We start from the raw sequence: 24,562 nt of genomic DNA, 5'->3' as shown, positions 1-24,562 counted from the left end.
AGCTACCAGGTGGCGAAGATCCGGGCCTGGCCGCCGGAGCCCTGCTGGAACGGGATGAGCCCCACCACGACGGTGGCGCCGTAGCGGGGGACGCGGTCGAGGTTGGCGAGGTTTTCCAGGCCGTACCGGTCGGCGCCGGTCAGGATAAGGTGGGTGTCGAAGGTGGTGGAGTCGCCCGGGTCGATGCTGAGCGTGTCGACCCCGAGGCTGCGGATCCGGCGGCGGCGCAGCAGCCACTCGCACGCGTCCGCGCTGAAGCCGGGGAAGTGCAGCGTGCCGGCCGCGTCGGTGCCCCGGTACGCGTCCGCGTCGTTGACCTTGGCGCCCCAGCCGGAGTACATGAGCACGGCGGCGTCGGCGGGGATGCGGTCGTAGCGGCGCTCGAACCGGCGCAGGTCGTCGACGGTCACGACGGTGTCGGGCTCGTGGGCCGCGCGGTCGGCGATGTCGATGACGACGGCCGGGGTGATGAGCTCGGACAGGTGCATCTCGTCGGACAGGCGGCCGCCGGCGGTGAAGTGGCCGGGTGCGTCGACGTGCGTGCCGTAGTGCTCGAGGACGAGCCACTGCTGCATGTAGTAGCCGTCGTCCTCGATCGTCGCGAACGTGCTGCGGCTCGCCTCCTCGCCGGGTGCGAAGGCGGGGAACGTCGTCGTCAGCGGGTACGTGAGGTCACGCAGGCCGCGCCGGCCGCCGGTCAGCGTGGTGGCCACGGGGGCGCTGGCCTGGGCCGGACCGTCCAGCGCCGTGGTGGCGGCGGTCGTCGCGACCGCCGCGGCGCCGAACAGGGCCACCCGCCGGGTCAGGCTGCCGCCGCGCTGGCTTTGCCGAAGGCACTCCTCGGTACACATTGCGTTATCTCAGCACGAGCACGTCGTAGTAGTCGAGCCTGTCGACGGTTACCGACAGCGTGTCGTTCCGGCAGGCGAACGCGACCGCCCGGGACCCGGTGAAGTCGGGGGACACCACGGTGACCCGCCGCGGGCAGGAGGCCACGTCAACCTCCACTGTGAACCCGGTCTGCGGGACGATCGCCCCGGCGTAGTTGTGGTTGACCAGGTGCAGTGTCCGCGCGCCGGTGCCGCGCTGGACGAGCAGGCTCCCCGCGACGTTGGCCGGCCCGACGCGTACGGCCTGGGGGGCGGGGGTGTTCGCGCGGAACAACGACCGGTGGTCCTTGTAGAACTGGCTGTACGTCTGGAAGAAGCCCAGCATCCCCTGCTGCTCGGCGGTGGGGCTGCCGACCGTGTCCTTGAGGTGGAACGACGGGAACAGGCCGTTGGCGTACGCCTCCGCGCCGAAGATCTGCCAGTAGTCCTTCTTCTCGGACAGCGGCAGGTTGAGGTAGTTGGTCATCATGTCGTTCGGCCAGTCGATGAACACCGCGACCGGCACGTCGCCCGCGATCTGGCGGCTCTTGTCCTTCAGGTACCGGTAGTTGGCCTGCAGCGACTTGGCGCCGTTGAGGTGGCCGTCGACCACCGGCACGTAGTCGGCGCCCCGGAAGTCGGGCGTCTGCTCGTCCGGGTTCCACGGGTACATCCCGACGCTGTTGAAGTCCACATAGGGCAGCAGGCCGTTGGAACTGATCAGGATCTGCCGGTGGGCGGTGCGCCACGCGTACGCCCGCAGCTCGTCCACCATCTGCTTCCAGTACCGCCGCAGGTAGGTGACGGTGAAGGACATGTCGTCGGCGTACATCCGGTTGGCGACCACCCGGCCCCACTCGGCGGCCATCGGGTTGGCGCCGGCCAGCGGGTTGAGGTTCCAGCCGTTGGTCCGCAGGTAGGTGCGGTAGTTGAAGTTGCGCTCCAGGTCGCCGGCCGGCACGTCGCGGCGGACGATGTTGTCGTCGGTCATCCCGAACCGGGACTTCCAGTCCGCCGCCGTGAACGCGGGGTATTTCGCCAGCAGGTACCGGTTGAAGTCCGCGATGGCGTAGTCGTCGAACCCCTCGTTGCCGTTGAAGCCGTACTTCGCGCCGCCGCTGAACCCGGCGTTCACCTCGTCGAGGTTGACGCCGTCCACGCCGCCGTCGATCTGGATCTTGGCCCAGCCGAGCAGGTACTGGCGGTACTTCGGGTTGAACATGTTGCCCCGGCGCGCGGGGATGGGGAACCCGAACTCGTCGTGCGGCACCGGGCTGTTGTCCGCGTCGCGCGTCGACATGTCGTCGAAGATCTCCGTCGTGGCGAAGTCGTGCGGGAAGATGACGCTGGCCGTCCCGCTGCCCATGAACGCGATGCCCTTGTCGTGGTAGCGCGCGATCTGGGCGAAGTTGTAGTCGGCCGCCTCGTCGCCGCTGGTGGACCACTTCCCGATGGCCCGGATGGTGACGTCCGGGTCCAGCTCGTAGACCTGCGGATCCTCGTCGTGCACATCGGACTGGCTGAACCCGAAGACCGCGAAGTCGGCCGCGCGGACCACGCCGGCGGTCGCCAGCGCCGGGGCGCTCGCCGCGGACACGTTGCCCGCCGCGTCGCGCGCCCGCACCGTGAAGGCGTACGTCACCCCGGTGACCAGGTCGGCGACGGTCGTGCTGGTGCCGGCGACCGAGCGGACCAGCGCCCCGCGCAGGTAGAGGTCGTAGCCGGCGACGCCCACGTCGTCGGTCCCGGGGTGCCAGGTGAGCGTCACGCTCGTGCCGGTCACGGCGGCGGCCGCCAGCCCGGTCGGCGCGGCAGGAGGTCGGCGGTCGGGCCGCCCTCCGCCCGGCGCGGCGGACGCGGGCTGCGCCGGAAGCACCAGCGCCGCCACGAGGCACAGTCGCAAAACCCCAGATCGCCGTAGCATCCCGAAATCATATCGGCTCCAATCGATCCCCACGTCCCCGTGCGCCCCCGCCCACCGACTCCTCCGCCATTCCTCCGCCGTTCCTCCGCCCGCCCGCCCCTTCCTGCCCCGCTCTCCCCGTCGATCAAGGGCAAACGGCCGTGCTTCGATCTCCGATCCACGACCCTTTGCCCTTGATCGGCGCCGAAGTCCTTGATCGACGGGGGTGGCGGCGAGCGGGGAACGAGGAGCGGGTCGCGCCGAGCGGGGTTGGGCGGGCCCACGCGGTGATCATGAAGTTAGCATCGGGGGAGAGCGCTCTCTCGGAGGCTAACTTCATGATCACCGCGGTCAGGGGACGTCCGGTCGCAAGCGTGTGTGGTCGGCCGTGCGCCGCGCCGCCACCGCGAGGCGAGCGCCGATCAAGGACTTTCTCGCCGATCAAGGGCAAACGGCCGTGGAAAAGAGATCCAAGCACGACCATATGCCCTTGATCGACGAGGGGAAGGGCGAGGAGAGGGGGCGAGAAAGGCGGGGTTAGTCCCAGGCTCGGCCCAATGCGGCTAGGTCGGGGGCGTATTCGATTTGGTGGCGCCAGTGGGCGGGCCAGGCGTCCATGCCCTGCCAGGCGCCGAGGAACGCGCCGGCCAGGCAGGCGATGGAGTCGGAGTCGCCCGAGGTGGTGGCGGCGCGGGCCAGCGCGGACACCGGGTCGTCGGCGTGCCGGATGGCGCACAGTAGGGCGGTGGCCAGGGCCTCCTCGGCGATCCAGCCTTCGCCGGTGATCCGGCACGCGTCGTCGCCGTCGTCGGGCAGGCCGAGGGCCAGGTCGAGGCGGTCCAGCGCGTCGAGGCACTCGTCCCAGCCGCGGCCGATGAACCCGGCCGGGTCCGTGACGCCGGCCGCGTCGGACCGCTGCCACAGGTCGTCGAGCCATTCGCCGCGGTAGGTGGCGCGCTGGTCGTGGCAGCGGGCCCGCAGGAGGGCGGGCAGCGCCGCCGGTTCCGCGCCGTCGCGCAGCAGCCGGATCGCGTACGCGGTGAGCTCGCTGGCCGCGAGCGCGGTGGGGTGGCCGTGGGTCAGGCCCGCCTGGAGTTGCGCCACCCCGGCGAGGGTGTCCAGGTCGTACCCGGTGACCAGGCCGACCGGCGCGACCCGCATGTTCGCGCCGCAGCCCTTGGAGCCGGCGACCGTGGCCCGCGTCCACGGGACGCCCAGGGACAGTTCGGCGCAGGCGCGCAGGCAGGTCATGCCCGGTGCGCGGTTGTTGTCCGGGCTGGCGGCCCAGGCCAGGAACCGCTCGCGCAGCAACGGCTCCAGGACACCCGGGGTCGGCGCGGGCGCGTCCAGCAACGCCTTGCCGACCGCGATCGTCATCTGGGTGTCGTCCGTGACCAGGGCGGGAGCGCCGACCAACTCGCGCGGGCCGCCGTCGCCGTACCGCTCGCGGATGGCGGCGACCGTCAGGAACTCGGTCGGTTTGCCCAGCGCGTCGCCGTACGCCAGCCCGAACAGACACGCGGTCGCAGCAGTGGACACGGCCCACCCCCTCCGTCCGACGTGGATCATAGTTAGCCTGTGGAGCGATGAACGACGTGGAGTTCCGCCTCCTGGGTCCCGTCGGTGTCTGGCGGGACGATCGGCGACTCGGTCCGGTCACGGCGCAGCAGCGGAGTCTGCTGGCGATGCTGCTACTCAACCTCGACAAGGTCGTCTCGGTGGAGCGGCTCACCACGGCGCTGTGGGGCGCCACCGCTCCGGCGTCCGCCCGCAACGCCATCCAGGGGTACGTCGCGAAGCTCCGCCGGCTGCTCGCCGAGGCGTATCCGGCCGGGGTGCTGGCCACGTCGGGCCCCGGCTATCTGCTCTCGGTGGACCGGCGGGACGTCGACCTCTACCAGTTCAGAGCCCTGGTGGCGGAGGCCGCCGACGGCGGCGACGAGCGGGCCGCGACCCGGCTGCGGGGGGCGCTCGCGCTGTGGCGCGACGCCGCCCTGACCGACGTCGCCGCGGACTGGCTGCCCGCCACGATGGGCCCGGCCCTGGAGGAGGAGCGGCTCGGCGCGTTCGAGCAGCTGATGGCCGGCGAGCTGGCCCGCGGGCGAAACCACGAATGCGTCACCGAGCTGTCCACGGCCGTCGCCGAGCAGCCGTTCCGGGAGCGCCTGGTCGTGCTGCTGATGACGGCCCTGCACCGGGACGGGCGGACCGCGGAGGCGCTGACGCTGTTCCGGGACACCCGGCGGCGGCTCGTCGACCACTTCGGCATCGAGCCGGGGGACGCGTTGACCGGGCTGCACCGGCAGATCCTGGCGGACAGCTCCGGACCGCAGGCGGCGCCGCATGCCGAGCCGGCCGCGGTCGTACCCCGGCAGCTGCCGGCGGACGTCGGGGGGTTCGTCGGTCGCCAGGAGGCGCTGGGCTTCCTCGACGGGCTGCTGCCGCACCCCGGTGCGGAGCGGAACGCGCCGGCCATCGTGACGGTGGTCGGGCCGGCGGGCGCGGGCAAGACCACCCTCGCCGTGCACTGGGCGCACCGGGCCGCCGAGCACTTCCCCGATGGACAGTTGTTCGTGGACATGCGCGGCTTCCACACCGGACCGCGGATGTCGCCGGCCGAGGCGCTGCCGCTGGTGCTGGTGACGCTCGGGGTGGCCGCCGAGCGGATACCGGTGGGCGTAGCGGCGCAGACCGCGCTGTACCGGTCGGTGCTGGCCGGGCGGCGGGTCCTGGTGATCGTGGACAACGTCGCGGACGCGGAGCAGGTGCGGCCGCTGATCCCCGGCGAGCCCGGGTGCCTGGTCGTGGTGACCAGCCGCGACCGGCTCAGCGGGCTGGTGGCGCTGACCGGCGCGCACCGGCTCACGCTCGACGTTCTGGCCGCCGCGGACGCCGTGGAGGTGCTGGCCCGCGCGGCCGGCCCGGAGCGGGTCGGCGCGGACCCCGAGGCCGCGGTGGAGCTGGCGAAGCTGTGCGGGTATCTGCCGCTGGCGCTGCGCATCGCCGGGGCGCGCCTGGCCGACCGGGCCCACCTGGGTGTCCGCCGGCACGCCGAGGAGTTGGCCGCGCGCGGCCGGATGGCCGGGCTGCGGGTCGACGGCGACGACACCGCCACGGTACGGGGCGCGTTCGACCTGTCGTACCAGGCGCTCGCGCCGCCGGCCCGGCTGGTGTTCCGGCTGCTGAGTCTGGTGCCGGCCCCGGCGGGGTGGACCACGGCGGCGGTGGCGACGCTCGCCGGCCTGACCGCGGACGAGGCGGAGCCGCTGGTGGACGCGCTGGCCCGGTTCCACCTGGTGAAGCTCACCGCGCAGGGCCGGGTGGTCTGCCACGACCTGCTGCTGGAGTACGCGGCGGAACTGGCAGTCACGCACGAGCGGGACGGCGCCGCCGCCGACCGGCTGCTGCACTGGTATCTGCACTCCGTCGAACGGGCGGCCACCGTCCTCAATGGAGCGTCCCGACTGCGGCTGCCGCGCGACCCGCTGCCGCCCGGCGTGCGGGTGGCGGACTTCGCCGGCGAGGGCGAGGCCCGGCGGTGGGTCGCCGCGGAGTGGCCGAACCTGACCGCGGCGGTCGAGTTCGCGGCGGCGTCCGGCCGGGACCGCGTGGTCTGGCACCTGGCGGACGCGCTGCGCGACGTCATGCGCCTGCAGGCGTCGCCGGCGCAGTGGCTGTCCGTCGTGCAGACCGGGCTCGCCGCCGCGCACCGGGCCGGTGACGTGCTCGGCCAGGCCGCGATGCGGCACAGCCTGGGGTTCCTGCACTGGCGGACCGCGGACTACGCGGCGGCCATCGAGCAGTACGAGATGACGGCGACCCTGGCGCGGCGGGCCGGGTGGCGCAAGGGCGAGTCGGCGGCCCTGTGCAACGGCGGGATCGCGCTCGCCGAGCTGGGCCAGACCCGGCGCGCGATCCACCGGATGGAGCGGTCGCTGGCCATCGACCGGGAGCTCGGCGACGCGACCGGCCAGGCGGTCATGCTGACCAACCTGGCCGCCGCGTACGAGCAGGTCGGCGAGCTGTCGCGGGCGGCCCGGCTCAGCGAGCTGGCGCTGCCGCTGCTGCGCCAGACCGGCCGCCGCCAGGGCGAGGCGGTCGCGACCGAGAACCTCGGCGTGGTACGGCGGGAGCAGGGCCGTCCGGTCGAGGCGCGCGAGGCGCTGGAGCGGGCGCTGGCCATCAGCCGGAGCATCGGCGCCGGGCACGAGGAGGCGTCGACGCTGAACATCCTCGGCCTCGTCCACCACGACACCGGCCGGTACGAGGAGGCCGCCGCCGCGTTCAGCGCCGCCCTCGAGATCGCCCGCCGGCTCGGCGACAGCCGGCTGGAGATCCACGCCCACACCGGCCTCGCCGCCGTCCGGATCAGACAGTGCGGCCTGGAGGAGGCGGCCGAACGCCTCGACGCCGCCCTCGACCTGGCCCACCAAACCAGCCACCAGCGCGGCACCATCGAGGCGCTGCTCGGCCTGGCCGACCTGGCCGTGGCGCGCAAGGAGCCCGGCGGCGCGTCCGACCGGGCCCGGCGGGCGCTGGAGCTGGCCCGTGCGTCCGGGTACGTGCTGCTGTCCGCGCAGGCGCACAGCCGCCTCGCCGCGGGCTGCCTGCAGGTGGACGACGCGGCCGGCTGCCTGGAGCAGTGCCGTCGGGCGGTGGCCACCCAGCGGCGGGCCGGACAGCGGCTGGCGTTCGCCCGTACCCTGCTCACCATGGGCCACGCGTACCAGCGCCTGGGCAAGGGCGACCTGGCGCTGAGCCAGTGGCGCCGGGCCGACCGGCTCTTCGAGCAGATCGGTGCCCCGGAACGCGCGGACACCGCCGCCCTGCTGGGGTAGGGAGCGGCGATTCAGCGCGGTTTCAGCGCCGGATCAGCGCGGGCCGGTACCGTCCGCCGTGTTCCTCACCGCCCTGAGGATCACCCCGGTGGACGGGGTGGCGCCCACCCCCCCTTGGCGCCGCCCCGCCCCGGCTCCGTTCATCCGCGCCGGATGAGGCGCCGGCCAGCGGCGTCGGCGAGTGTCGACAGGATGACCGGTATGTACCAGTCGACGGCGCCGAACCGTCCCGCCGTGAACGCCGGCCGGCTGTGGGCGGGCGGCCTGGCGACCGCCCTGGTCGCCGCGCTGATCGCGGTCGTCGGGATCCTGCTGACCCGCGGCCTGTTCGACGTGCCGGTCCTCGCGCCGAAGGGGGAGGGCACGTGGGGTGACGCCAGCACCGGCTGGTACGCCTTCGGCGCCGCCCTGGCCGGCCTGGCCGCCACCGGGCTGGTCCACGTGCTGCTGCTGTTCACGCCCAAGCCGATGCGGTTCTTCGGCTGGGTGCTGGCGCTCGCCACCGTGGTCGGGGTCCTGGCGCCGTTCATGAGCGACGCCAGCCTCGCGTCGCGGGTGTGCACCGCCGGCCTCAACCTGATCCTCGGCATCGCGATCGGGACCCTGATCGCCGGCACCGCCCGCGCCGCCCTGCGGCCGCCGACGACCCGGCCGGTCCCCCGGACGTATCCGTGACGGGACGGGCGGGCCGTGCCCTGCTGAGCCCGATCGGGAAGACGAAGGAAGCGACGGCCGCCGGCATCTACGGCATCATCGTCGGCGCGGCCGTGATGGCCGCCTCGCACGCGGCCACGGCGATGGCGGTCGTCGGCGCGGTGCTCGGCACGCTGGTGGTCTACTGGTCGGCCGAGCGCTTCGCCCGGCTGATGGCCGAGCGGCTGCACTCCGGCCGGCGGCGGCCGGCCTGGTCCCAGGTACGGCGGCAGCTGACCGCCGGCTGGGAGATCGTGACCGCCTCGGCGCTGCCGCTGCTCGTCCTGGTGGCGCTCCGGCTGCTGGGTACGGACCTGGGCGTGGCGATCGACGTGGCGCTGGTGTGTAGCACCCTGCTGCTGTGGCGGGCGGGATGGGACATGGGCCGGCACGGCGAGCTGGCCCTCGTGGAGCGGCTGGCCGCGGCGACGGTGGCCGGCCTGTTCGGCGTCGTGTTCATCGTGCTCAAAATGCTGCTGCACTAGGGCGGGTCTGGCGCCGAACCACCCCGGTTGGATGAAGCGGACCCGCGGCCGGGCGGCGAGGGTGTCGGCATGGGTGAGACGTACGAGATCCGGGTCTTCGGGTCTCTGGGACCGCACCTGCGGGCCGCCTTCGCGGGCATGCGGTGCGAGGTCGTGCCGCGCCAGACCACGATCCGCGGCCGGCTCTCGGCCGACGACCTGGGGCACCTGTTCCGGCGGTTCGACCAGTTCGGCATCGAGCTCATCCAGGTGAGCCGCCCCGACGACCCGCGCGGGACGGCGCCAACGCAACCGCAGGAAGGGCGGTGAATGATGTCCATCGGACCGGTCCAGCTCATCGTGCTCGGATTCCGGCACCCGGACTTCCACGGCGAGATCATCGCCGAGTTGGAACGGCTGCGCCAGAGCGACACCATCCGGGTCATCGACGCACTCGCGGTCTACAAGGGCGGCGACGGCGAATTCGAGGTCGAGCACCTCAGCAACCTGACCACCGAGGAGGCCGTCGAGCTCGGCAGCAAGGTCGGCGCGCTGATCGGGCTCGGCGTCGACGGCGAGGAAGGCATGGAGGCCGGCGCCGAGGTGGGCGCCGAGATGGGCGCGCAGGGCCTGCAGGTCTTCGACGACGAGGACGCCTGGGACGTCCTGTCCGAGATCCCGAACGACACGGCCGCCGCGCTGCTGCTGATCGAGCACAACTGGGCGGTGCCGCTGCGCGACGCCGTCGCCCGGGCCGGCGGCTTCCGGCTCGCGGACGGCTTCATCAGCCCTCTCGACCTGGTCACCATCGGCCTGGTGAGTGCGGAAGAGGCCAAGGAACTACACGACCTGGAAATCTCCGCCGCCCGGTGACGTTGGCGGCGAACACACCATCGGAGGCAGACATGTTCGGATCCCGCAGGATCGCCCGGCGGACCAGCCGCCGGACGGCGCGTCGCGTGTCGCGCCGCCGCCGGTAGGCACGCGCGGGTGACCCCATGACGACCGGCGGGCCGCCGCTGTCCTGGCGGCACGTGGCCATCGGCGCGGTGCTGGAGGCCGAGGACGCCGCCGCCGTGCTGCTCACCGCCGCCCGGCGGCGGGCCGCGATCCCCGCGACGCGGTACGCCGAACTGGCGGCCGCGGCGCGGCGGCGGCTCGTCACCACGGCCGAGCGCGGTGCCGTGGAGTACGCGCGGGGCCAGCGCCGCACGGCCGAACTGGTCGACGCGCTGGCCGCCATGGTGGCCGCCTCCCCGGTCGTCGACCGGGTGGTCGACGTGCAGGTCGACCGGGTGCTGCGGCCGCTGGTCGGCGCCGTGCTGGACGAGGTGCTCGCGCTGCTGGAGGCGGAACCGGAGCGGATCCGGTCGCTGATCAAGGGGCAGCGCGAGAGCATGGTCGACGAGCTCGTCGGGCGCATCAGGACCGGTGCCGCGGTCAGTGACGCCGCGGTCGACCGCTGGACGGCGCGGGTGTTCCGGCGCACCCTGCAACCGGCGCCGGCCCAGCCCGACCACCCGTGACCGCGCCGGCGCACCGGGAGTACGCCGGGGTGGTCAGCCGGGCGGTCGCGTACGTGCTCGACGCGCTCCTGGTCACGGTCGCCACCGGCGGGGCCGTGGTCGTCGTGGTGCTGGTCGGCGCCGCCGTGAGCACCACGGCGGGCGACTTCGCGCAGACCCTCGTGCCGCTCACCCTGGCCGCCCTGCCGGCCGTCCTGACGCTGTACGACTGGTGCTTCTGGACCCTCGCCGGGCGCACGCCCGGGATGGCGCTGCTCGGCGTGCGGGTGGTCACCGTCGACGGCGGGCGGGTGTCCTGGCTGGCGGCGCTGGTCCGCGCGGTCGTGCTGGCGTACTTCCCGGTCGGCGCCCTGTGGGCGGTGGTCGACCGGCGCGGCCAGGGCGTGCACGACAAGCTCGCCCGGACCACCGTGGTACGCGTTCAGGACGTTCTGGGCCGGAACGCGCCGACCGCGTCCGCGCCCTTCTGGACGACCGCGTAGCTGGACTCGGGCACCGGGTGCCAGGCGCCGGCCAGGTCGCCGAGCGGCTCGGACACCACGGCCCGGGTCTCGTCGGAGAGCCGGTGCAGGTTCTCGTTGTCCGGGTACATCTCGTGCAGGGTGGACATCTCGGTGCTCACGTACAGGGAGCGGCTGTCCCGCTCGCTGGAGTACCGGAAGGCCCACAACCGGTCGCCGTCGCTGGTCGCCACCGTCATCTGGACGGGATCGGCCACCCCGCGCCGGTGCCCGACCGACTCCACGAAGCCCACCATCCGTTCCACGGCCGCGACCGGGTCGTTGTGCAGGCCGAAGGTGAGGGCGAGGTAGAACATCACCTCGGAGTCGGTGGAGCCGGCGATCGACGGGTACAGGCTCGGGTCGACGGCCAGGACCAGGTCCCGCTTGAGCAGCGCGAACTCCCGGATCGCGCCGTTGTGCGCCCACAGCCACCGGCCGTGCCGGAACGGGTGGCAGTTGGTCTGCTCCACCGGCGTGCCGGTGCTCGCCCGGATGTGCGCCACGAACAGCGGCGAGGAGATCGACCGGGCCAGCTCCCGCAGGTTCAGGTCGCCCCAGGCCGGGCCGACGCCGCGGAATAGGATCGGGGCCGGCGGGGCGTCCACGCCGTACCAGCCGACGCCGAACCCGTCGCCGTTGGTGGTCTCGACGCCCAGGCGCGCGTGCAAGCTCTGGTCGATCAGCGAGGGCTGCGGCTTGTACAGCAGATCGTCGAGCAGGATGGGGGAGCCCGAGTAGGCCAGCCAGCGACACATGTGGGTCAGCACACCCGCCGCCCGGCTCTTCCGCATCATCCGGCGCAGGTGAATCGGGCTCCACGGCGAACTACCCGGTGTGTGTAATGCGCCCCGCCCGGCCCGGCGGCGACGCTGCTCGCGTGACGACCGACCTGCTGGCGTCGAAGTTCGCGATACCGGAGCCGCCGCCGTTCATGGTGGCCCGGCCCAGGCTGATCCGGGCGCTCGCGCCGGACCGGGCCCCGCCGGTGGTCGTCGTGACCGGGCCCGCCGGCACCGGCAAGACCCAACTGGTGGCGCAGTGGGCCCGGGAGACCGGACCGGCCGACCACGTCGCTTGGGTGACGCTCGAGGACGAGGACGCCAGAACAGGCATGTTCTGGACATACGTCGTGGCCGGGCTGCGGGCCGTCGGGATGTCGTTGCCGGCGGTCACCCCGCCCGTGCCGCCGTCCGCGCCCAGCCGGTCCTTCCTGACCCGGCTGGCCGCGCAGATCGCCGAGCAGCCCGACCCGGCCGTCCTGGTCCTGGACGACGTCTCCGCCCTCACCGACCCGCGCTGGGCCACCGAACTGGAGTTCGTCGCCCGGCACGCCGGCCAGCGGCTGCGGCTGGTCCTGGTCGGCCGCTTCGACCCGCCCATGCCGCTGCACCGGTACCGGCTGGCCGGCCGGCTCGTCGAGGTGCGCGGCGGCGACCTCGCCTTCACCCGCCAGGAGGCCGCCGAGCTGCTCGCCTGGCACGGCATCACGCTGAGCCCGCCCGCGTTCGCCGCGCTGCTGGAACACACCGAGGGCTGGGCCGCCGGCCTGCGCCTGTTCGCGCTGGCGCTGGCGGGCCACGGGGACGCCGACCGCCTCGTCGAGACCACCACCGGCGAAGAGGCGACCATCGCCGAGTACTTCGCCAGCGAGGTGCTGCGGGCGCAGCCCCCGCAGGTGCGCGACTTCCTGCTGCACACCAGCGTCCTGGGCACCTTCACGCCGGAGCTGGCCCAGGCCCTGACCGGGAGCCCGGACGCGCACCGGATCCTGGCCGACCTGGAGCACCGGAACGCGTTCGTGCGGCGTACCGGCGAGGAGCCGCACTCCTACCGGTACCACCGGCTCTTCGCCGAGCTGCTGCGCGCCCAACTGGCGTTCGAGGAGCCGGACCAGGTGCCCAAGCTGCACTACCGCGCGGCCGCCTGGCTGGCCGAGCACGGCCGGACCGCGGACGCGGTCGCCCACGCGGTCCAGGCCGGTGACTGGGACACCGCCGCCGCGCTGCTCGTCGCGGACCACGCGGTGGGCCGGCTGCTGCTGGAGGGCGGCGCCGGCCGCCTCGGCGCGCTGCTGCGCGACCTGCCGGAGCACGCCGACGGCGCGGCGGCCGCGCTGGTCGCGGCGGCCCTCGCGGTCGCCGCCGGCGACCCGGACCGCGGCGCGGCGTGCCTGGCCCGCACGGGCGCCGCCACCAGCGGGTACGACGACGCCACCGCGCTGGCCGGCCGGCTCGTCGAGATGTCGCTGGCCCGGGCCCGCCGGGACGCCACCGGGACGCTGCGCGCGGCGGCGGACGCCGAGCGGCTGCTCGACCGGGTGCCGGCGGACCGGCTGGAGCGGCACCCGGAGCTGCGGGCGCTGGTGCGCACCGCGCGGGGGACCGCGCAGAGCTGGCTCGGCGCGGTCGACGACGCGGTGGCCACCCTGGCCGAGGCGGGCGCGCAGGCCGCCGCCGGGTGCGAGTACCCGCGGATCGAGGCGCTGGGGCACCTGGCCGTGATCGAGGCGCACCGGGGCCGGCTGGGCCACGCCGAGCGGTTGGCGCACGAGGCCGTCCGGCTCGCCGAGGCGTACGGGCGGGACCACCCGCCGGCCGCGGCGGCGGTGGCCCTGGCGTGGGTCGCCGTCGAGCGGTACGACATGCACGCCGCGGGGCGGCACCTGCGCGCCGCCGAACCCGCCGGCGACGGCCCGCCGGACGGTCTGGCGGCCGCCGGGTACGCCGTGGTGAAGTCGCGCCGCCTGCAGGCCCGCGGCGAGCTGCGCGGCGCGCTGCGGGTCCTCCAGGAGGTACGCGGGGAGCCCGGCGACCCGGCCCACCCGGCGCACCCGGCCTGGCTGGACCGGGAGATCGCGCTGGGCGAGGCGCGCCTGCTCGCCATGACCGGACACCCGGACGAGGCCCTGGCGCTGGTGGACGGGCTGCCCGACCCCAGCCGCGCGGACGCCACCGTCGTGCGGGCCGCCGCGCTGCTGGCCCAGGGGCAGCCGGAGCGGGCCGATGACGCCGTCACACCGGTCACCGAGGCGGCGGGCGTCCCGACCCCGGTCGCGGTGGACGCCTGGCTGCTGCGCGCCAGCGTCGCGGCCGGCGCCGGCGACGTCGGCCGGGCACGGGAGGCGCTGCGCCGGGCGCTGCGGCTGGCCGCCCCGCAGGGCCAGCGGCGCGCCCCGCACCAGGTCTGGTCGCAGGTACGCCGGGTGGTGCGCGAGGACGACGAGCTGGCCGAGCAGTACCGGGCGCTGGGCCGCGGGCCGGACCGTGCGGGCCCGTCGGTCGGTGCCGACCCGTCCGGCGTGCTGGTCGTCGACCCGCTGAGCCAGCGGGAGCTGGAGGTGCTCGGCAGGATGGCGGAGATGCTGCCGACCGAGGAGATCGCGGCCTCGATGTACGTCTCGGTCAACACCGTCAAGACCCACATCCGCAGCATCCTGCGCAAGCTGTCCGCGTCCCGGCGCAACGAGGCGGTCCGGCGGGCCCGCGCCCTCGGGCTCATCTGACTTCTCACCCGCCCGGGGTACTGTCACCCGCCCGGGATGACGTGCGGGACGGGCCGGTGTGGGAAGGCTGGACCGATGAGCGAGGCGACGTACGAGGTGCGGGTCGCCGGGGCGCTGCCCGACGAGCTCCTGCGCGAACTGCGCGATCTGACCGTCACCGTGGAGCCCCCGCAGACCGTGCTGCACGGCTCGCTGCCCGACCAGTCGGCGCTGTTCGGCCTGCTGTCCCGCATCCACGGGCTCGGTCTACGCCTGATCGAGGTCCGGCAGGTGCCCGCCGATCCCCGTTGACGCTTTTCGGCCGAGTCGTGGCGCCGGTGCCGCTGTTTTTGGGACCATCGGCTGGCCGGGCCGCGGAGAGGAGTCGACGTGTCGCGAAGCCGTCTGCTGGGTGCCGCCGTGGGCGCCGCCACCGTTCTCGCCGTCGCCGCGCCGGCCAGCGCCGGCGGTCCCGCCGTCGGCTCGCCGGGGCTGGGTGACCCGTACTTCCCGCTCGCCGGCAACGGCGGCTACGACGTGCGGCACTACTCGCTGGACCTGGACTACGTACGCGCGGGCAACCAGCTCGACGGCACCACCACGATCCTCGCGACGGCGACGCAGGACCTGCGGCGCTTCGACCTGGACCTGCGCGGGTTCACGATCACCGGCGTGACGGTGAACCTGCTGCCGGCCGCGTTCCAGCGGGACGGCCAGGAGCTGATCATCACGCCGCGCGTCCCGGTGCGGCGCGGCAAGCCGTTCACCGTCAAGGTGCGCTACCACGGCGAGCCGACCGAGGTCATCGACCCCGACGGCAGCAGCGAGGGGTGGGTGACCACCGCGGACGGCGCCTTCGTCGTCAACGAGCCGCAGGGCTCGCCGGGCTGGTACGCGGCGAACGACAACCCGCGCGACAAGGCGACCTACGACATGGCCATCACCGTGCCGAAGGGCATCACCGCCATCGGCAACGGCCGGCTGCTGTCCCGGCGCGACCACGGCGGCAGGACGACCTGGCGCTGGTACGAGGACTCGCCGATGGCGCCGTACCTCGCGACGGCCACCAACGGCGTGTTCGAGCTGCGGGTCAGCAAGGTGGGCAAGATCCCGCTGTACCACGCGGTGGACCCGGTCGAGGCGCCCAACGGCGCGTTCGACCGGCTGGCGGCGGAGGCGGAGGTCATCCGCTTCTTCTCCGGCCTGTGGGGCCCGTACCCGTTCAGCAGCGGCGGCGGCGTGGTCGACCACGCGCCCGAGGTCGGGTATGCCCTGGAGTCGCAGACCAAGTCGCAGTACGACAACACGCCCGACCCGTCCACCGTGGTGCACGAGATCGCGCACCAGTGGTTCGGCAACAGCGTCAGCCTGACCGTGTGGCCCGACATCTGGCTCAACGAGGGCTTCGCGACGTACTCCGAGTGGATCTACGACGAGCGGCACGGCGGGCCGACCGCGCAGCAGTCGTTCGACCAGGTGTACGCGCGCCCGCCGACCAACTCCATCTGGACCCGGCCGCCGGCCAATGTGGGCGGACCGGCGTTCCTGTTCACCGGCACCGTCTACGACCGCGGCGCGGCGACGCTGCAGGCGCTGCGGGTGAAGGTCGGCGACAGGACGTTCTTCCGCATCATGCGCGACTGGTACGCCCGCAACCGCGACGGGAACGTCACCACCGCCGACTTCATCCGGCTGGCCGAGAAGCGCAGCGGCACCCAACTCGACGCGTTCTTCGACGTGTGGCTCTACCAGCCGGTCAAGCCGACCACCTGGTAGCGACGGGTCAGAAGTCGTCGTCGAAGCTGACCGTGCCGCTGACCCCCACCTGGTAGGCCGAGACCCGCCGCTCGAAGAAGTTCGACAGCTCCTGCACGTCCTGCAGTTCCATGAACGCGAACGGGTTCTTGCTGTCGTACATCGGCTCGATGCCCAGCACGGCGAGCCGCCGGTCGGCGACGTGCTGCAGGTACTCGCGCATGTCGCCCAGCGACATCCCGGACACGCCCTGTTCGAGCAGGTCGGCCGCGAACTGCACCTCGCACTCGACGGCCTCGGCGAGCATGTCCTTGACCTGCTGCGCCATCTCGGCGTCGAACAGGTCGGGCTCCTCCTGACGCACGGTGTGCACCACGTCGAAGGCGAACGCCATATGCATGGACTCGTCGCGGAACACCCAGTTGGTGCCGCTCGCGAGGCCGTGCAGCAGGCCACGGGAGCGCAGGTAGTAGACGTACGCGAAGGCGCCGTAGAAGAACAGCCCCTCGATGCAGGCGGCGAAGCAGATCAGGTTGAGCAGGAACGCCCGCCGGTCGTCCCGGGTCCTCAGCTCGCGCAGCTCGTGGATCGAGTTGATCCACCGGAAGCAGAACTCGGCCTTGCGGGCGATCGAGGGAATGTTCTCCACCGCGGCGAACGCCTCGAACCGCTCCTGCTCGTCCGGCACGTACGTGTCGAGCAGGTTCAGGTAGAACTGGACGTGCACCGCCTCCTCGAACAGCTGCCGGGACAGGTAGAGGCGTCCCTCGGGCGAGTTGACGTGCTGGTAGAGGTTGAGCACGAGGTTGTTGGCGACGATGGTGTCGCCGGTGGCGAAGAACGCGACCAGGCGGCCGACCAGATGCTTCTCCGCGGCGGAGAGCTTGGACAGGTCGGCGAGGTCGGAGTGCAGGTCCACCTCCTCCACCGTCCAGGTGTTCTTGATGGCGTCCTTGAAGCGGTCGAAGAAGTGCGGGTACCGCATGGGCCGCAGGGTCAGGTCCATTCCGGGGTCGAGCAACCTCATTGGCACGCCTCGCAGCTCTCGGGGTTCTCCAGGGAGCAGGCCAGCGCATCCTCGTCGGTGACGGTCGCCACCGGTGTGATGGCGACGGTGGCCTGCTGGATCCGGGTCGCCGGACGCGACCGCAGATAATAGGTCGTCTTCAGTCCGGCTTTCCAGGCGTACAGGTACATCGAGGAGAGCTTGCCGATGGTCGGCGCGCTCAGGAACAGGTTCAGCGACTGCGACTGGTCGACGTAGGGCGCGCGGGCGCCGGCCAGGTCGATCAGGGCCCGCTGCGGCAGCTCCCAGGCGGTGCGGAACAGTTCGCGGACGTCGGCGGGCAGGTCCGCGATGCCCTGCACGGATCCCTCGGCCCGCTTGATCTGCTCGCGGATCGGCGCCGTCCACAGCCCGCGCGCCTTCAGCTCGCGTACCAGATAGGTGTTGATCTGTAGGAACTCGCCCGACATGGTCTCGCGCTTGAACAGGTTGGACACCTGCGGCTCGATGCACTCGTAGCAGCCGGCGATCGAGGCGATGGTGGCGGTCGGCGCGATCGCGACCACCAGGGAGTTGCGCAGGCCGGTCGCCGCGATCGTCGAGCGCAGCGCCGCCCACCGATCGGTCTGCGACGGTTCGACGCCCCACAGGTCCGGGTGCAGGTCACCCTGGGCGGCGCGGGTTTGCGGGTACGCCGGATGCGCACCGAATCGCTCGGCGAGCCCGGCCGAGGTCTCCAACGCGGTCAGGAAGATCTCCTCCTGTACCCGGGTGGACAGCTCCCGGGCGGCGTCGGAGTCGAACGGCAGCCGGAGCGTGAAGAACGCGTCCTGCAGGCCCATCAACCCCAGGCCGACCGGTCGCCACCGCGGGTTCGAGGCCGCGGCCTGCGGGGACGGGTAGTAGTTGATGTCGATGACCCGGTCCAGGAAGACCACCGCGGTGCGCACCGTCGCCCGCAGCCTCTCCCAGTCGACGCCGTCGGCGCCCACGTGCGCGCCCAGGTTGATCGAGCCCAGGTTGCAGACCGCCGTCTCGTCGTCCGAGTTGACCTCGAGGATCTCGGTGCACAGGTTCGACAGGTGAATCGTGTTGCCGGGGGCGCCGGTCTGGTTGGACAGCCGGTTGGACGGGTCCTTGAACGTCATCCACCCGTTGCCGGTCTGCGCCAGGGTGCGCATCATCCGCCCGTACAGGTCGCGGGCCTTGACCGTCTTGACCGCCTTCTTCTCGGCCGCCCGGTACGCCTCATCGAACGCCTCGCCGTACAGGTCGGGCAGCTCCGGGGCGTCGCTCGGGTCGATCAGGGACCAGTCGGCGTCGGCCTCGACCCGCCGCATGAACTCGTCCGGGATCCAGTTCGCCAGGTTCAGGTTGTGCGTGCGGCGGGCGTCCTCGCCGGTGTTGTCCCGCAGTTCGAGGAACTCCTCGACGTCCGGGTGCCAGGGTTCGAGATAGACGCAGGCGGCGCCCTTGCGCCGGCCGCCCTGGTTGACCGCGGCCACGCCGGCGTCGAGGGTCTTGAGGAACGGCACGATGCCGTTGGACTTCCCGTTCGTGCCGCGGATCAGCGCGCCCCGGCCGCGGATCCGGGACCAGGAGATGCCGATGCCGCCGGAGAACTTCGACAGCTTCGCGACCTGGTGGTAGCGCTCGTAGATCGAGTCCAGCTCGTCGCGCGGCGAGTCGACCAGGAAGCAGGAGGACATCTGGGTGTGCCGGCTGCCGGAGTTGAACAGCGTGGGCGAGCTGGGCAGGTAGGCCAGGCTGGACATCAGCCGGTAGAAGCCGATCGCCTCGGCCGGCGTCTCGGACAGGCCGCAGGCCACCCGCAGCAGCCAGTACTGCGGCGTCTCGGTCACCAGCCGGGTCTGCGGATGGCGCAGCAGGTAGCGGTCGGCGACCGTGCGCAGCCCGAAGTACTCGAACCGCAGATCCCCGTTCGGATCGACGGCGTCGTCGAGCTTGCGCGCGTTGCGCGCCACGAACGCCGCGGTCTGGTCCCCGATCAGCCCCTGCTGGTGCGCGTGCCGGATCGACTGGCTGAAGCTCGCCACGCCCTGGCCGCGGACCTCCTTGTCCACGAACGCGGCCAGCAGCCGGGCCGCCAGCTTCGAGTACTGCGGCTCCTCACTGATCAGCTCCGCCGCCGTCTGGATCGAGAGCCGGTCCAGCTCCGCCGTGGTCGCCCCGTCGTACAGCCCGCTGATGGTCTTGGTCGCCACCCGCAGCGGATCGACCTCGTCCAGGTCGTCCACCCACCGCTCGACCGCCCGAACGATCTTGTTGACGTCGACCGGTTCGGTGTCACCGTTGCGCTTGCGCACCTGCATGACTGTGTCCCCCTCTTTCGGAGGCAACACCATATATGGGTGTCCGTTCAAAGTGGCAACACCAGATGGTGTGTCGGCGTGTCGTGCGACCCAGGTCACACGTCGTCGGTGAAGGCGGCCAGTATCCGCTCGGCGGCCGCGGCCGGGGTGAGCTCGCCGTCGATCACCGCCCGCTCGACGGCGGGCGCCAACGCCGTCACGGCCGGGTGCGCCCGCAGGCGTTCGATCAGGTCGCGGCGTACCGTCGCCCAGATCCAACCGACCTGCTGGCGGTGGCGGCGCCGCTGCAATTCGCCCGAGGCGGCGAGGGCGTTCTGGTGGCCGGTCAGCTGCTGCCACACGTCGGACAGGCCGGTGCCGTCCAGCGCGCTGCAGGTCAGCACCGGTGGCTGCCAGCCCCGGTCGGAACCGCGCAGCAGGCGCAGGGCGCCGGCGAGCTCGCGGGCGGCCCGGCGGGCGTCGGCGGCGTGCGGGCCGTCGGCCTTGTTGACGGCGATCACGTCGGCGATCTCCAGGACGCCCTTCTTGATCCCTTGCAGCTGGTCGCCGGTGCGGGCGAGCGCGAGAAGCAGGAACGTGTCGACCATGTCGGCCACGGTGGTCTCGGACTGCCCGACGCCGACCGTCTCGACGATCACGATGTCGTAGCCGGCCGCCTCGACGACCACGATCGCCTCGCGGGTGGCGGCGGCCACGCCGCCCAGGGTGCCGGCGGTCGGCGACGGGCGGACGAACGCGTTCGGGTCGACGGCCAGGCGCGTCATGCGGGTCTTGTCGCCCAGGATGCTGCCGCCGGTCCGGGTCGACGACGGGTCGACGGCCAGGACCGCCACCCGGTGCCCGTCGGCGGTGAGCCGGCTGCCGAGCGCGTCGATGAAGGTGGACTTGCCCACGCCGGGCACGCCGCTGATGCCGATCCGGCGGGTGTCCGGCGTGGCCGGGCCGAGCGCGACCAGCAGCCGCTGGGCCAACGCGCGGTGCTCGGGGCGGGTCGACTCGACCAGCGTGATGGCGCGGCCGATCCAGGAGCGTGAGCCGGACCGGACCCCGGCGGCGTACTCCTCGACGTCGACCGTGCTCCTCATGCCGTGGGGTGGCCGAGGCGGGTGGACAGCTGCGTGAGCAGGTCCAGCGCGGCGTCCGCGATGACGGTGCCGGGCGGGAAGATGGCGGCGGCCCCGGCGGCGTGCAGCGCGTCGTGATCCTGCGGCGGGATGACACCCCCGACGATGATCATGATGTCGTCGCGGCCGAGGTCGGCGAGCTCGTGCCGCAGGGCCGGCACGAGGGTCAGGTGTCCGGCGGCGAGGCTGGAGACGCCGACGATGTGCACGTCGGCCTCGACGGCCTGGCGGGCGACCTCGCCCGGCGTCTGGAACAGCGGCCCGACGTCGACGTCGAAGCCGAGGTCGGCGAAGGCGGTGGCGATCACCTTCTGGCCCCGGTCGTGACCGTCCTGCCCCATCTTGGCGACGAGGATCCGCGGCTGGCGCCCCTCGGCGGCGGCGAACGCCGAGGCGGCCTCGCGGACGCGGTCGATGCTGGTGCCCGGGCCGGCCTCGTCGCGGTACACGCCGGTAATCGTACGGATCCGGGCGGCGTGCCTGCCGTACACCTTCTCCAGCGCGTCGGAGATCTCGCCGACGGTCGCCTTCGCCCGGGCGGCGTCGATGGCCACCGCGAGCAGGTTCTGCTCCAGGCCCGGCCCGCGCGACCCCGCCAGCGCCGCGCCGGCCGCCCGGGTGAGCGCGTCCAGCGCCGCCGCGCAGGCCGGTTCGTCGCGGTCGGCGCGCAGGCGGCGCAGCTTCTCCAGCTGCTGCGCCCGGACCGCGCCGTTGTCCACCTTCAGTACGTCGATCGGCTGGTCGGCGTCCGGGCGGTACTTGTTCACCCCGATCACCGGCTGCCGGCCGGAGTCGATCCGCGCCTGGGTACGGGCGGCGGCCTCCTCCACGCGCAGCTTCGGGATGCCCTCGTCGATGGCGCGCGCCATCCCGCCGGCGGCCTCGACCTCGGCGATGTGCTCCCATGCGCGGCGGGCCAGGTCATGGGTGAGCCGTTCGAGGTACGCGCTGCCGCCCCACGGGTCGATCACCCGGGTCGTGCCGGACTCCTGCTGGAGCACCAGCTGGGTGTTGCGGGCGATCCGGGCGGAGAAGTCGGTGGGCAGGGCGAGCGCCTCGTCCAGCGCGTTGGTGTGCAGTGACTGGGTGTGCCCCTGCGTCGCGGCCATCGCCTCGACACAGGTACGTACCACGTTGTTGAACACGTCCTGCGCGGTCAGCGACCAGCCGGAGGTCTGGCAGTGCGCGCGCAGGCTCAGCGACTTCGGGTTCTGCGGGCCGAAGTCGCGGACCAGCCGGGCCCACAGCAGCCGGGCCGCGCGCAGCTTGGCGACCTCCATGAAGAAGTTCATCCCGATGGCCCAGAAGAACGACAACCGGGGCGCGAACGCGTCGATGGAAAGGCCCGCGTCCCGCCCGGCGCGCAGGTACTCGACCCCGTCGGCGAGCGTGTAGGCCAGCTCCAGGTCGGCCGTCGCCCCCGCCTCCTGGATGTGGTAGCCGGAGATCGAGATCGAGTTGAAGCGCGGCATCCGCTGCGAGGTGAACGCGAAGATGTCGGAGATGATCCGCATCGACGGCTGCGGCGGGTAGATGTACGTGTTGCGGACCATGAACTCTTTGAGGATGTCGTTCTGGATGGTCCCGGACAGCTGTTCCGGCGCCACCCCCTGCTCCTGCGCGGCCACGATGTACAGCGCCAGCACCGGCAGCACCGCGCCGTTCATCGTCATCGACACGCTCATCCGGTCCAGCGGTATGCCGTCGAACAGCTGCCGCATGTCGTAGATCGAGTCGATGGCCACGCCGGCCATGCCGACATCCCCGGCCACCCGCGGATGGTCCGAGTCGTAGCCCCGGTGCGTGGGCAGGTCGAAGGCGATCGACAGCCCCTTCTGCCCGGCGGCGAGGTTGCGCCGGTAGAACGCGTTGGACTCCTGCGCCGTGGAGAAGCCGGCGTACTGGCGGACGGTCCACGGCTGGGTGGTGTACATCGTCGGATAGGGCCCGCGCAGGAACGGCGCGATGCCCGGATAGGTGTCCAGGAAGTCCAGCCCGGCCAGGTCGTCGGCCGTATAGAGCGGCGCGACCGCGATCCCCTCCGGGGTGTGCCAGGTGAACGCGTCCGGGTCCTTGCCGGTCTCGGCACGGACCGCGGCGGCCCACCGATCAGCGTCTGCGCCGGCGGCGGGCGGGCCGAGCTCGGCGTGCGAGAAGTCCGGGATCGTCACGGCACCCCCAGGTCGCCCAGCGCCGTCTCCAGCACCTGTACGGCGTCGCAGCCGCTGTACAGGTAGCCGTCCACGCCGTCGTACCCGGCGGGCCGGCCGGCCAGCCAGATCCGGCGCGCACCGGCGCCGGCGAGCTCGGCCGCGGCCGGTGCGGCGGCCTCGGCGTACATCCGGTCGGAGGAGCACAGGCAGGCGACCGTCGCGCCGCTGGCGGCGAACGATCCGGCGCCCTCGCCGGTGACGGTGGCGATGCCCCGGCGGCGAACAGGTTCGCCGCGAACGTGGCCCGCGCGGTATGCACCGCGGGCGGCCCCAGCGCCGCCAGGTACACGGTCGGCCGGGTACCGGTGGCGGCGGTGTGCGCGTCGCAGCGGTCCCGCAGCCGCTCGAACGCCTGCGCGTGGTGGTACCGGGGCAGCCCACCCGGCCGTGCCGCGGGCGCCGGGCCCGGCGGGCGGGGAGCCGCTCGTCCAGGTGCGGGAACTCGCTGACGCCGGTGATCGGGTCGCGCCGGTGCGCGATGCCGGCCGCCCGTCGTTGCCTGGTCTCGGCGAGCCGGTCGGCGACCAGCCCGCTGTCGAGGGCGGCGGCCATCCCGCCGGCCCGCTCGATCCGCGTGAACCAGTCCCACGCCGCGCGGGCCGTCTGCTCGGTGAGCTGCTCCACGTACCAGGACCCGCCGGCCGGGTCGACGACCCGGCCCACGTGCGCCTCCTCCAGCAGCAGCGCCTGGGTGTTGCGGGCGATCCGCCGGGAGAAGCCGTCCGGCAGGCCCAGCCGCTCGTCGAACGGCCGCACCGTCACCGCGTCGGCGCCGCCCACCCCGGCCGCGAAACAGGCGAGGGTCGTGCGCAGCATGTTCACCCACGGGTCGCGGGCGGTCATCATCGCCGCCGAGGTGACCGCGTGCTGCCGCTGCGCCCCCGCCTCCGGTACGCCGCACAGCTGCGCCACCCGGGCCCAGATCCGGCGGGCCGCGCGCAGCTTCGCGATCGTGGCGAACTGGTCGGCCGTGGCCGCGTACCGGAACTCCAGCTGGCCGAGCGCGGTGGCCGCGTCCAGCCCGGTGCCCGCCAAGGCCCGCAGGTAGGCCACGCCGGTGGCGGCGGCGCAACCCAGCTCCTGCGCGTCGGCCCCACCGGCGTCGTGGTAGACCGTCGCGTCCACGGTGATCGCGCGCAGCCGCGGGTATCCCTCGGCGCACCGGCCGGCCAGCGACGCGGCCGTCGTGAGCCCACCGTCCGGCTCGGCGCCGGTGCGGGCGCGCCAGCCCAGCGGGTCCAATCCCAGGCTCCCGCTGACGTCCGCCGCCGGAGTCCGGTGCGCGCCCAGTACGGCGAACCACGCATCGGTCGCCTCGACCGCGCGGTCGCCCGGCTCCAGCACCACGCCCGCCAGATCGAGGTAGACGCCGGCCAGGACCTCCGGCAGCGCGTCGGCCGGCAGTGCGCCGTCACCGAGGACGAGCCACAGGGAGGTCGCGCCGTTCTCCAGGTCGGCGTGGATCGCGTCGTTCGTGACCTTCGGATCCGGGTCGGCGTGCCGCTGCCGTACGTCCCACCCGGACACCACGGCGCCGGCCGCGCGCCCTCCCCGGGTGTACGGGAAGAGCCCGGGCGGGCCGGCGACCGGTTGGCCGCCGGCGCGGGTGTACAGGGGCGCGGACCGGACGCCGTCGTAGCTCGTCGTCGCCAGCCGGTCGTCGACCGCCTCCGGGCCGGCGTCCTCGCCGGCGGCACCGGTCTTGCGGAGCACTCCCAGCGCCAGCCGCCGCCACTGCTCGGCCGTGGCGGCCGGGAAATCGGCGGCGAGCGGGAACTCGCGAGTGGACATGAACGGATCCTAAGCACGTAACGCCGGAGTCCCGCCGGGGTGTGACCATATCCACCGCCGGCG

General features: G+C 73.2%; 18 protein-coding genes and 1 pseudogene. 10 read left to right on the top strand and 9 right to left on the bottom strand.

Going from position 1 to position 24,562, the window contains the following annotated elements; all coding sequences use genetic code 11:
* Positions 1–2 precede the first annotated feature (2 nt).
* From Prum_RS45820 to Prum_RS45810, 3 genes are all read right to left on the bottom strand, one after another.
* Positions 3–851 (bottom strand): cyclase family protein, encoded by an 849-nt coding sequence (locus Prum_RS45820; RefSeq protein WP_173085565.1) that lies wholly within the window; start codon positions 849–851, stop codon positions 3–5.
* A gap of 4 nt (positions 852–855) precedes the next feature.
* Positions 856–2,793 carry a fibronectin type III domain-containing protein gene (locus Prum_RS45815; protein ID WP_173085563.1) on the bottom strand — a complete coding sequence of 646 codons (1,938 nt, stop codon included), beginning with the start codon at positions 2,791–2,793 and terminating at the stop codon, positions 856–858.
* 516 nt (positions 2,794–3,309) lie between these two features.
* On the bottom strand, positions 3,310–4,341 hold the full coding sequence (locus Prum_RS45810) for an ADP-ribosylglycohydrolase family protein (RefSeq protein WP_173085560.1): 1,032 nt from the start codon (positions 4,339–4,341) through the stop codon (positions 3,310–3,312).
* A 17-nt stretch (positions 4,342–4,358) separates the two neighbouring features.
* On the opposite strand from Prum_RS45810, the gene Prum_RS45805 reads away from it, so the two are divergent.
* From Prum_RS45805 to Prum_RS45775, 7 genes are all read left to right on the top strand, one after another.
* The gene (locus Prum_RS45805; RefSeq protein WP_173085558.1) at positions 4,359–7,610 is read left to right on the top strand and encodes an AfsR/SARP family transcriptional regulator; all 3,252 of its coding nucleotides are present in this window, start codon (positions 4,359–4,361) and stop codon (positions 7,608–7,610) included.
* A gap of 201 nt (positions 7,611–7,811) precedes the next feature.
* Positions 7,812–8,285, top strand: a complete 474-nt coding sequence (locus Prum_RS45800) for a DUF6069 family protein (RefSeq protein ID WP_173085556.1) — start codon at positions 7,812–7,814, stop codon at positions 8,283–8,285.
* Positions 8,282–8,788 (top strand): hypothetical protein, encoded by a 507-nt coding sequence (locus tag Prum_RS45795; protein ID WP_246278775.1) that lies wholly within the window; start codon positions 8,282–8,284, stop codon positions 8,786–8,788. Before Prum_RS45800 ends, Prum_RS45795 begins: the two co-directional genes overlap by 4 nt.
* Before the next feature lie 69 nt (positions 8,789–8,857).
* The gene (locus Prum_RS45790; RefSeq protein WP_173085554.1) at positions 8,858–9,097 is read left to right on the top strand and encodes a DUF8691 family protein; all 240 of its coding nucleotides are present in this window, start codon (positions 8,858–8,860) and stop codon (positions 9,095–9,097) included.
* A 3-nt stretch (positions 9,098–9,100) separates the two neighbouring features.
* Positions 9,101–9,640, top strand: coding sequence for a hypothetical protein (locus tag Prum_RS45785; RefSeq protein WP_173085552.1), 540 nt, complete (start codon positions 9,101–9,103; stop codon positions 9,638–9,640).
* 125 nt (positions 9,641–9,765) lie between these two features.
* Positions 9,766–10,293: a hypothetical protein gene (locus tag Prum_RS45780; protein ID WP_173085550.1), complete on the top strand. Its 528-nt coding sequence runs from the start codon at positions 9,766–9,768 to the stop codon at positions 10,291–10,293.
* Positions 10,290–10,775 (top strand): RDD family protein, encoded by a 486-nt coding sequence (locus Prum_RS45775; RefSeq protein WP_173085548.1) that lies wholly within the window; start codon positions 10,290–10,292, stop codon positions 10,773–10,775. The genes Prum_RS45780 and Prum_RS45775 overlap by 4 nt, the downstream gene beginning before the upstream one ends.
* Here the strand turns inward: Prum_RS45775 and Prum_RS45770 are convergent.
* Complete coding sequence (locus Prum_RS45770; RefSeq protein WP_246278774.1) at positions 10,715–11,590, bottom strand: class II glutamine amidotransferase; 876 nt, start codon at positions 11,588–11,590, stop codon at positions 10,715–10,717. The genes Prum_RS45775 and Prum_RS45770 overlap by 61 nt on opposite strands.
* Before the next feature lie 83 nt (positions 11,591–11,673).
* On the opposite strand from Prum_RS45770, the gene Prum_RS45765 reads away from it, so the two are divergent.
* The 3 genes from Prum_RS45765 to Prum_RS45755 all read left to right on the top strand — a co-directional run bounded on the left by Prum_RS45765 (position 11,674) and on the right by Prum_RS45755 (position 16,053).
* On the top strand, positions 11,674–14,298 hold the full coding sequence (locus tag Prum_RS45765) for a winged helix-turn-helix domain-containing protein (protein WP_246278773.1): 2,625 nt from the start codon (positions 11,674–11,676) through the stop codon (positions 14,296–14,298).
* Positions 14,299–14,373: 75 nt separating this feature from the next.
* Positions 14,374–14,589 carry a DUF8691 family protein gene (locus tag Prum_RS45760; RefSeq protein ID WP_173085544.1) on the top strand — a complete coding sequence of 72 codons (216 nt, stop codon included), beginning with the start codon at positions 14,374–14,376 and terminating at the stop codon, positions 14,587–14,589.
* Positions 14,590–14,667: 78 nt separating this feature from the next.
* Positions 14,668–16,053 (top strand): M1 family metallopeptidase, encoded by a 1,386-nt coding sequence (locus tag Prum_RS45755; RefSeq protein ID WP_218577903.1) that lies wholly within the window; start codon positions 14,668–14,670, stop codon positions 16,051–16,053.
* A gap of 7 nt (positions 16,054–16,060) precedes the next feature.
* Here the strand turns inward: Prum_RS45755 and Prum_RS45750 are convergent, their stop codons facing one another.
* From Prum_RS45750 to Prum_RS55845, 5 genes and pseudogenes are all read right to left on the bottom strand, one after another.
* Positions 16,061–17,059, bottom strand: a complete 999-nt coding sequence (locus Prum_RS45750) for a ribonucleotide-diphosphate reductase subunit beta (RefSeq protein WP_173085542.1) — start codon at positions 17,057–17,059, stop codon at positions 16,061–16,063.
* Entirely contained in the window at positions 17,056–19,404 is a 2,349-nt protein-coding gene (locus tag Prum_RS45745) for a ribonucleoside-diphosphate reductase subunit alpha (RefSeq protein ID WP_173085540.1), read from the bottom strand. The genes Prum_RS45750 and Prum_RS45745 overlap by 4 nt, the downstream gene beginning before the upstream one ends.
* A 62-nt stretch (positions 19,405–19,466) precedes the next feature.
* Positions 19,467–20,456, bottom strand: a complete 990-nt coding sequence (gene meaB, locus Prum_RS45740) for a methylmalonyl Co-A mutase-associated GTPase MeaB (RefSeq protein WP_173085538.1) — start codon at positions 20,454–20,456, stop codon at positions 19,467–19,469.
* On the bottom strand, positions 20,453–23,089 hold the full coding sequence (scpA, locus tag Prum_RS50400; protein ID WP_443094372.1) for a methylmalonyl-CoA mutase: 2,637 nt from the start codon (positions 23,087–23,089) through the stop codon (positions 20,453–20,455). The genes meaB and scpA overlap by 4 nt, the downstream gene beginning before the upstream one ends.
* 63 nt (positions 23,090–23,152) lie before the next feature.
* Positions 23,153–24,499 (bottom strand): annotated as a pseudogene (locus tag Prum_RS55845) (methylmalonyl-CoA mutase subunit beta); the annotation flags it as partial.
* Positions 24,500–24,562: the final 63 nt, after the last annotated feature.

It is taken from the genome of Phytohabitans rumicis (assembly GCF_011764445.1).
GTDB lineage: Bacteria > Actinomycetota > Actinomycetes > Mycobacteriales > Micromonosporaceae > Phytohabitans > Phytohabitans rumicis.
This window is presented reverse-complemented; position numbering and strand designations above follow the sequence as displayed.